Below are 8,627 nucleotides of genomic sequence, written 5' to 3'. Positions count from 1 at the left end.
CCGTTGCGCCGGGCGCCGTCGCCGGAGGCCGGGCTCGACACCGAGGCGCTGCTCGGCGACGCCGTGGACCTCTACGCCGAACAGGACGGGTTCGCCTTCGTGCAGCTCGTCCGGGACGGCTATGTCGGCTACCTGCCGGCCGATTGCCTCGGCCCCGCCGCGCCCGAGCCGACCCACAGGGTCACGGCGTTGCGCACCTTCCTGTATCCCGAGCCCGACCTGAAGCGGCCGGTGCGCGCCCATCTCAGCCTCGGCGCGCGCCTCGTCGTCACCGGCGATGCCGGGGCCTATCTCGAGACCCCCGACGGCTACGTCTTCGCGCGCCACTGCGCCCCGCTGGCGCAGCACGAGCCCGACTACGCGGCCACGGCCGAGCGGCTCGCCGGGATTCCCTATCTCTGGGGCGGCCGCACCAGCCTGGGGCTCGATTGCTCGGGTCTCGTGCAGCTCTGCCTCGACGCCGCCGGCCTCCCCTGCCCGCGCGACGCCGACATGCAGGAGCGGGCCCTGGGCCGGGCGCTGCCGCTCGGCCTCGACGGATTGCGCCGGGGCGACTTCGTGTTCTGGCGCGGCCATGTCGGGCTGATGCGCGACTCCGAGACGCTGATCCACGCCAACGGCCATCACATGGCGGTGGCGGCGGAGCCGCTGGCCGGCGCGGTCGCCCGAATCCAGGAGAACAGTTTCGGGGCGGTGACCGGGATTCGGCGGCTCTAGGTCAAGGATCCGGGCACCCCGGGTCCAAAACGCGCGGCAAACGTGCTACAGGGACGCTCCGCGGTCGTCTTCCTGCCCGGTTCGCAGTCTAGGACCGTTGACAGGACAGCCCCGCCCTCGCCACATCGCCACCATGACCGCAGACCTCGCGTCCCTCGCGCCCGCTCAGGGCACCACCGGCAAGCCGCCGCTGGAGATCCTGCTTTGTGCCCCACGCGGCTTCTGCGCCGGCGTGGTGCGGGCCATCGACGTGGTGGAGCGGGCTCTCGCCCTCTACGGGCCCCCCGTCTACGTCCGCCACGAGATCGTCCACAACAAGTACGTGGTCGAGAGCCTGAAGCGGAAGGGCGCGGTGTTCGTCCGCGAACTCGACGAGGTGCCCGACAGCGGCGCCCCGGTGATTTTTTCCGCTCACGGCGTCGCGAAGACGGTACCGGCCAACGCCGATTCCCGCGGGCTCACGACCATCGACGCCACCTGCCCGCTGGTCACCAAGGTCCACCGCGAGGCCGAGATCCACCACAAGCGCGGCCGCCACGTGCTACTGGTCGGCCATTCCGGCCATCCCGAGGTGGTGGGTACCATGGGCCAGCTGCCCAAGGGCTCGATCACCCTGGTGGAGGATCTGGACCAGATCCAGGCCCTGACGCCCGAGAATCCCAACAACCTCGCCTGGGTCACCCAGACGACCCTGTCGGTCGACGACACCCGCCACATCGTCGAGGCGCTCAAGAAGAAGTTCCCGAACATCACCGGGCCGCACAAGGACGACATCTGCTACGCCACCACCAACCGCCAGGAGGCGGTGAAGCAGGTGGCCCCGCTGGTGGACGCCCTGATCGTGGTCGGCTCTTCGAACTCCTCGAACTCCCAGCGCCTGCGCGAGGTCGCCGAGCGCGTGGGCTGCCCGATCACCCGCCTCGTGCTGCGCGCCGAGGAGATCGACTGGCCGGCCTTCGAGGGCATCCGCAAGCTCGGCCTCACGGCAGGCGCCTCGGCCCCCGAGGTGCTGGTCGAGGAGATCATCGAGGCCTTCGCCGCGCGCTACGATGTGATCGTCGACACCGTCTCGACCGTGGTCGAGGACATGGTCTTCCCGCTGCCGCGCGAATTGCGCAGCGAAGCGGCCGAGTAGGCCGCGCCAGGATCCGGGCCCCGACTCAGGAGGGGGCTTATCCCGTCCGCCCCCTTCATCCCGAGGTGACGGGGCGCAGCGGAGGGCTCGGAGGAGACCTCCGGGGATCCGTGCGGCCGGCTGGGATGCTCCGCAGCACCTCGGGATGAGGCGGCGAGTCGGAAAGCCGGGTCCGTCGGGTCGCTGTGCAGCCTGTCGACGATCCTGAAACTCTAAGAAGAAACACGAGCGCGAACACGTGGCCGTCTACACCGAGGTATCCGACGCGGCGCTCTCCGAGTTCCTGTCCGCCTATTCCATCGGCACCCTGCTCTCCTTCAAGGGCATCGCCGAGGGCGTCGAGAATTCCAACTTCTACCTGCAGACGACGCAGGGCTCCTACATCCTGACCCTCTACGAGAAGCGGGTGCGGGCGGGGGACCTGCCGTTCTTCATCGGGCTGATGGAGCACCTCTCCGCGCGCGGCCTCGCCTGTCCGCAGCCGGTGCGGGACCGGGCCGGTACGGCGCTCGGGCAGCTCTGCGGTCGGCCGGCCGCCATCGTCAGCTTCCTGGAGGGCGTCTCGGTCAAGACGCCCGGCGTCGGGCATTGCCGGGAACTCGGCCGGGCGCTCGCCGAGCTGCATGCGGCCGGTGCCGATTTCGCGATGGTGCGCGAGAACAGCCTGTCGGTGGACTCCTGGCGCCCGCTCTTCGCCCAGGCCGAGGCCCAGGCCGATTCGGTCACGCCGGGCCTGGCGGAGCGCACCCGCGCCGACCTCGCGCTGCTCGAAGCCGCCTGGCCCCAGGACCTGCCGGGCGGGGTGATCCACGCGGACCTGTTCACCGACAACGTGTTCTTCATCGGCGACAGCCTCTCCGGGCTGATCGACTTCTATTTCGCCTGTACGGACGCGTTCGCGTACGACCTCGCGGTCTGCCTCAACGCCTGGTGCTTCGAGGCCGACGGCAGCTTCCACCGGGACATGGCCGCGGCGTTGATTGCCGGCTACGAGGCGGTGCGGCCCCTGGAGCCCGACGAGGTCGCGGCCCTCCCGATCCTGTGCCGGGGCGCGGCGCTCCGCTTCATGCTGACCCGCCTGGTCGACTGGCTCAACGTGCCGCCCGGCGCCCTGGTGAAGCCCCTGGACCCGCGGGAGTTCGATCGCCGGCTCACATTCCATCGCCAAGCGCGGGACGCGCGGGATTACGGGCGGCAGGTCTGAGGGACGGATGAGCACCGAGACGACCGAGACCGCAACCGAGCCCATGCGGGTGAAGATCTACACGGACGGCGCCTGCTCGGGGAATCCCGGACCGGGCGGCTGGGGCGCGATCCTGATCTTCGGCGATACCCAGAAGGAGCTCTCGGGCGGCGAGGCGCACACCACCAACAACCGCATGGAGATCCTGGCGGCGATCGAGTCCCTGGAGGCATTGAAGCGCCCCTGCCGGGTCGACCTGTTCACGGACTCGCAGTACCTGCGCCAGGGCATCACCAGCTGGATCCACAACTGGAAGGCCCGGGGCTGGCGCACCGCCGACAAGAAGCCGGTGAAGAACGAGGACCTCTGGCGCCGGATCGATACGGCCAACGCCCGCCACGAGGTGGCCTGGCACTGGGTCAAGGGCCACGCCAGCGACCCGCTGAACAACCGGGTCGACGCCCTCGCCGTGGCCGCGATGCTGCCGTTCAAGCGGCGCTGAGATCAGGGTTCCCAGAGGGCTCAGCCCTTTCAAGATCTTTGAGCCAGCCAATCCTGCTCGAGGGGCGACGCCGGGCCTTTGCACAGGTGGTCCTGTCGCTCCCCGTCATTCCGGGGCGCCGCAGGCGAGCCCGGAATCCAGTGCCGCTGACGGTGCAAGGTCCTGCCCGATCTGCGTTTATGGATTCCGGGCTCCGCCTTGCGGCCCCGGAATGACGGGGTGGAGGGATCAACACCGTTTACGAAACCACCGGGTCATGTGCCGGCCCGGACACTGCGAAAGCGTTGGGTTTCGAACCGCGGCATCAGGCGGTCGGGACGCCTTGGGCGTCCAGACCGGCACCGTCCTTCGCAGCATCGAGACGTCGCTGCGTAGATGCGCGCTTGGCCGCAAACCGAGCGTCGACCTCTTCCGTGCCGATCAGGCGGCCGGCCTTCGCTGAAGCCAAGCCCACCTGTACTTGACAGCAGAACCATGCCTCCCGTTCGGTCTGCGGCAATTCGGGGTCTGGGGTGAAACCGTCCGGTCATTCGGTCGTCACGGTCCTCAATCCGTCTTGCCGTCGAGGCCCAGCCAGTGGCGGCCGTCCCGGGCCAGGAGGTCGTCGGCGTCCTTCGGCCCGGTGCTGCCGGCCGGATAGGGCTTCACGTCCGCCTGCGGCCAGCCCTTGAGCAGCGGATCCACCGCCGACCAGCCGGCCTCGATGTTGTCGGCCCGCTGGAACAGGGTCGCGTCGCCGATCATGCAATCGTACAGCAGGGTCTCGTAGCCGACATTCGGCTGGTCGGCGAAGAAGTCCTTGTAGCGGAACGCGGCGCTCACCCGGCCGATCTTCATCTCTGGGCCCGGGACCTTCACGTTGAACTCGGTGCCGACCCCGTGGTCCGGGTCGATCATGATCCGCATCACCGTGGGTCCGAGGTCGGCGTTCGGCGTGTCCTCGAACATCTTGAACGGGGCTGGCTTGAACAGCACCGCGATCTCGGTGCGCCGCCCGGTCATGCGCTTGCCGGTGCGGACGTAGAACGGCACGCCGGCCCAGCGCCAGTTCTCGATGTTGAGCTTGAGAGCGATGTAGGTCTCGGTGACCGAGTCCTTGGCGACGTGCGGCTCGTCGCGGTAGCCCGGCACGTCGCGCCCCTCGGAGGTGCCCGCCGTGTACTGGCCGCGCACCGCGTCCTCCGGGGGGATCGGCCGGACGGCCTGGGCGAGCTTGGCCTTCTCCGAGCGCACCGCCTCGGCGTCGAACGAGTTCGGCGGCTCCATGGCGACCATGCAGAGAAGCTGGAACATGTGGTTGGGCACCATGTCCCGGAGCGCCCCGGTCGGCTCGTAGAAGCCGCCGCGCTCCTCGACGCCCACGGTCTCGGCCGCGGTGATCTGGATGCTGTCGATGTATTCCCGCCGCCAGACCGGCTCGAGCAGGCCGTTGGCGAAGCGGAACGCCATGATCGACTGGACCGTCTCCTTACCCAGGAAGTGGTCGATGCGGTAGAACTGGCTCTCGTCGGCCTGCTTCAGGATCCGGGCGTTGAGTTCCCGGGCCGAGGCGAGATCCGAGCCGAACGGCTTCTCGATCACCACCCGGCGGAAATCGCCGTCCTCCTGCTTGAGCAGGCCGGCCTGGCCGAGCCCGTCCACGATCGTCCCGAAGAACCGGGCCGCCACCGCGCAGTAGAACACCGCGCTGCCCTTCACCTTGTCTTTGACCGCCGCGAACGTCTCGGGCTTTTCGAAATCGCCCTTCAGGTAGTGCAGCCGGTCGCGGATGAAGCCCCAGCTCTTGGCGTCGATGTGGTCGGCGTGGAACTCCGAGGTCGGGTCCTTGCTGAACGCCTCCATGGTCTGGGTGAGGTTGTCCCGCAGGGACTCGTCGGTGCCGTCCGAATGGTCGACGCCCAGGATGGAAAAACCCTCCGGCAGGAGCCCGGCCCCGGCCAGGTTGTAGAGCGAGGGCATCAGGAGGCGCTTGGTCAGGTCGCCGCCGGCCCCGAAGATCACCAGCGTGCAGGGCGGCGCCGGCTTGGTGCCGCTGGCCGCATCGTCCTTGAGGGCTATCGTCTGCTCGGCCATGCCTGGCTCCTTTCGGGCTGCACTGCAGCAAATCGGCGTGACAACCCACCGGTAGCAATGCCCGTTCCTGTCGCGTGTCTCTATGCTGCTGCGATCGGACAGCGGTGGAGAATCGCGCATGCATACCCATTCCCTCGAACCCTGGAGCCACGGCCACGTGTTCCTGGGAGACCGTCATGACCGGCACGCGCGCCGGACCTGGGCGGTGGTGGCGCTGACCGCAGCCACGATGGTGGTCGAGATCGTCGGCGGCACCTGGTACGGCTCGATGGCGCTGGTCGCCGACGGCTGGCACATGTCGACCCATGCGGCGGCGCTCGGCATCGCGGCGCTGGCTTACCGCTTCGCCCGGCGCCACGCGGCGGATCCGCGGTTCAGCTTCGGCACCGGCAAGTTCGGGGATCTGGCGGCCTTCGCCAGCGCGATCATCCTGGGCCTGATCGCCCTGCTGATCGGCGCCGAGAGCCTCGACCGGCTGCTCCACCCGGCGCCGATCGGCTTCGGGTCGGCCATCCCGATCGCCGTCCTCGGCTTCGTGGTGAACCTCGCCAGCGTCTGGCTCCTGCACGACGACCACGGGGATCACGGCCACGCCCATGGCGGCCGCAGCCATGGCGGTCATGGTGGCCACGACTATGGCGGACACGGGCATGGCGGCCACGACACCAACTTCCGCGCCGCCTACATCCACGTGATGGCCGATGCGCTGACCTCGGTCCTGGCGATCGCTGCCCTGCTGGGCGGGCGCTATCTCGGCCTCGCCTGGCTCGATCCGGCCATGGGCCTGGTCGGCACGGTGGTGATCCTGGCCTGGTCCTGGACCCTGCTGCGCACGGCGGGCCTCGTTCTGCTCGACGCCCGGCCGTCCCCGGCCGCCACGGCCGACATCCGCGCCCGCCTGGAGACGGAGGGCGACCGGGTGAGCGACCTGCACCTCTGGCAGGTCGGGCCGGGCCACCGCGCCGCGGTGATCGCGCTCGTCAGCGACAACCCGCAGCCGCCCGCGCACTACAAGGCCCGGCTCGCCGGGGTGCGGGGCCTGAGCCACGTCACGGTGGAGGTGCAGCCCTGCCCGGGCCACGCGGAACACGGCTGATCCGGGATCCCGAAGGGCTCAGCCCTTCGGCGGGGTTCGAGGGCGAAGCCCCTGATACCTGGGCAAAGCCCGACATCAGGGTTCAGGATCGTGCGCCTCACTCGTCCGGGCGGACGGCCTGGCCGCCCCGGTCGATCGGCAGGGTCGGACCCTTCAGTTCGGCATCGCTCGGCAGGGCGCGGACGTCCCAGCCGCCGCCCAGCGCCCGGATCAGCGTGACCGCCGCGGTGAAGCGGTTGAGCCGGACCTGGAGGGCGTTGATCTCGTTGCTCACGAGCAGGCCCTGCGCGGTCACCACCGTGGTGAAGTTCTGGGTGCCGGCCCGGTACTCGTTGAGGGTGATCTCCACGGCCTTGCGGGACGATTCGACCGCCGCGTCCTGGGCATTCTGCTGCAGGCCCAGGATGCGCAGGGCCGCCATCTGGTTCTCGACCTCCGCCAGGGCGGCGAGCACCACCTGCCGGTAATTGGCCACCGCCGCGTCGTAGCCGGCCTCGGCCGAGCGCACCGCCGCCGTTCGGGCGCCGCCATCGAACAGGACCTCGGTCCCGGCCGCGGTCGTTGACCAGACCTGGTTGGCGGCCGAGAACAGGCCGTTGCGGGTCAGACCGGAGACGCCGCCCTGGGCCGAGATCGTCACCGTGGGGTAGAACGCGGCGACCGCGACGCCGATCCGCTCGCTTTGGCCCTGCACCAGGCGCTCGGCCTGGGCGACATCCGGCCGCCGCTCGAGCAGGTCGGACGGGATCCCGACCGGGACCGGGGGCGGGTTGCGGCCGATGCCGGCCACCGGGATCGTCACCTCCGAAGGCGGGCGCCCGATCAGGGTCGCGATGGCGTTGACGTACTGCACCCGGGTCAGCCGGATCGCGATGGCCTGGGCCTCGATGGTCTGGACCTGGGTCTGCGCCGTGATCACGTCCGAGCGGGCCGCGACCCCGGCCGCGTACTGGTTCTCGGTGATGCCGAGCGTCTTCTTGAAGTTCGCGACGTTCTCGTCGAGCACCCTCTGGAGGGCGTCGGCGTAGCGTACGGTCAGGTAGTCGGCCGCGACCTCGGCCTGGATGGTCAGCCGGGTCGCGGCGATCGTGGCGGCGTCGGCTTGGGCCAGCGCCGCCTCGCTCTCGATGTTCCGGCGGGTGCCGCCGAACAGGTCGAGCTCCCAGCTGGCCTGTCCGAGCAGCGCGGCGCTGGTGCGCACGGTGTTGCCGCTGCCGGTCCGGGTGATGCTCGGGGCGCCGACGACGGTCGGGTACAGGGCGGCCTGGGCCGAGGCGACGAGCGCCCGGGCCTGCCGGTAATTCGCCACCGCCTGCCGCAGGGACTGGTTGTCGACGTCGACCAGGCGGATCAGGCGGTCGAGGGTCGGGTCCTTGAACACCCGCCACCAGTCGCCGCGCTCCGCTGCGTCGTTGGGCCGGGCCTCGCGCCAGCCCTTTTTTCGCGCCGCCACGACGGCCGGGCTGTCCTCGCGCTTGCCGCCTTCCTTGTAGGCGAGCGGCGTCTCCACGGAGGGGCGGCTGTAGTCGGGGCCGACCACGCAGCCCGCCAGGGCGGGAATGAGGGGGAGACAGAGAATATGGCGCAGCCCGAGGCTGCGGGCGCGTCTCCCTCCCCCCTCTCCGTAGGGAAGACGCTCTTCCGTCAGCAGCGAGCGGGCCGCAGCGGACCCCCTCTCCTGTGCGGGAGAGGGTTGGGGTGAGGGATACGCCCTTTCCGGAGACAACTGTCCCCTCACCCTGTCCCTCTCCCGCACGGGACAGGGGACCTGCGCCTCATGTGTCGCCGACGCGTGAGGGGAGCCCGCAGAGCCCGAAGACATAGGCGCGCGCGCGGGTGCCGCCGGTGTTTCACGTGAAAACGAACGCATCACTCTCCGGCCGGCAATGCCGCTGCGCCGCCGGGCCCGGCGGCGCAGCGG

Annotated in this window: 7 protein-coding genes; 5 read left to right on the top strand and 2 right to left on the bottom strand. The window is 70.0% G+C overall.

Annotated elements, in window-relative coordinates; all coding sequences use genetic code 11:
• From FV228_RS13640 to rnhA, 4 genes are all read left to right on the top strand, one after another.
• The coding region (locus FV228_RS13640) for an NlpC/P60 family protein (RefSeq protein ID WP_147855116.1) at window positions 1-717 on the top strand (717 nt) is incomplete at its 5' end.
• Window positions 718-850: 133 nt separating this feature from the next.
• Window positions 851-1,852 (top strand): 4-hydroxy-3-methylbut-2-enyl diphosphate reductase, encoded by a 1,002-nt coding sequence (ispH, locus tag FV228_RS13635; protein ID WP_147855115.1) that lies wholly within the window; start codon window positions 851-853, stop codon window positions 1,850-1,852.
• Between the two features lie 238 nt (window positions 1,853-2,090).
• The gene (gene thrB / locus FV228_RS13630) at window positions 2,091-3,056 is read left to right on the top strand and encodes a homoserine kinase (protein WP_147855114.1); all 966 of its coding nucleotides are present in this window, start codon (window positions 2,091-2,093) and stop codon (window positions 3,054-3,056) included.
• Between the two features lie 7 nt (window positions 3,057-3,063).
• Window positions 3,064-3,537, top strand: a complete 474-nt coding sequence (rnhA, locus tag FV228_RS13625) for a ribonuclease HI (RefSeq protein ID WP_147855113.1) — start codon at window positions 3,064-3,066, stop codon at window positions 3,535-3,537.
• A gap of 546 nt (window positions 3,538-4,083) precedes the next feature.
• Here rnhA and zwf read toward each other — a convergent pair.
• Entirely contained in the window at window positions 4,084-5,610 is a 1,527-nt protein-coding gene (gene zwf / locus FV228_RS13620; RefSeq protein WP_147855112.1) for a glucose-6-phosphate dehydrogenase, read from the bottom strand.
• A 118-nt stretch (window positions 5,611-5,728) separates the two neighbouring features.
• Here zwf and dmeF point away from each other — a divergent pair, with 118 nt between their 5' ends.
• Entirely contained in the window at window positions 5,729-6,706 is a 978-nt protein-coding gene (gene dmeF / locus FV228_RS13615; protein ID WP_147855111.1) for a CDF family Co(II)/Ni(II) efflux transporter DmeF, read from the top strand.
• A 97-nt stretch (window positions 6,707-6,803) separates the two neighbouring features.
• On the opposite strand, the gene FV228_RS13610 is transcribed toward dmeF, so the two are convergent.
• Window positions 6,804-8,294 (bottom strand): efflux transporter outer membrane subunit, encoded by a 1,491-nt coding sequence (locus FV228_RS13610; RefSeq protein WP_147855117.1) that lies wholly within the window; start codon window positions 8,292-8,294, stop codon window positions 6,804-6,806.
• Window positions 8,295-8,627 lie beyond the last annotated feature (333 nt).

Source organism: Methylobacterium sp. WL18 (assembly GCF_008040015.1).
Taxonomy (GTDB): Bacteria; Pseudomonadota; Alphaproteobacteria; order Rhizobiales; family Beijerinckiaceae; genus Methylobacterium; species Methylobacterium mesophilicum.
This window is presented reverse-complemented; position numbering and strand designations above follow the sequence as displayed.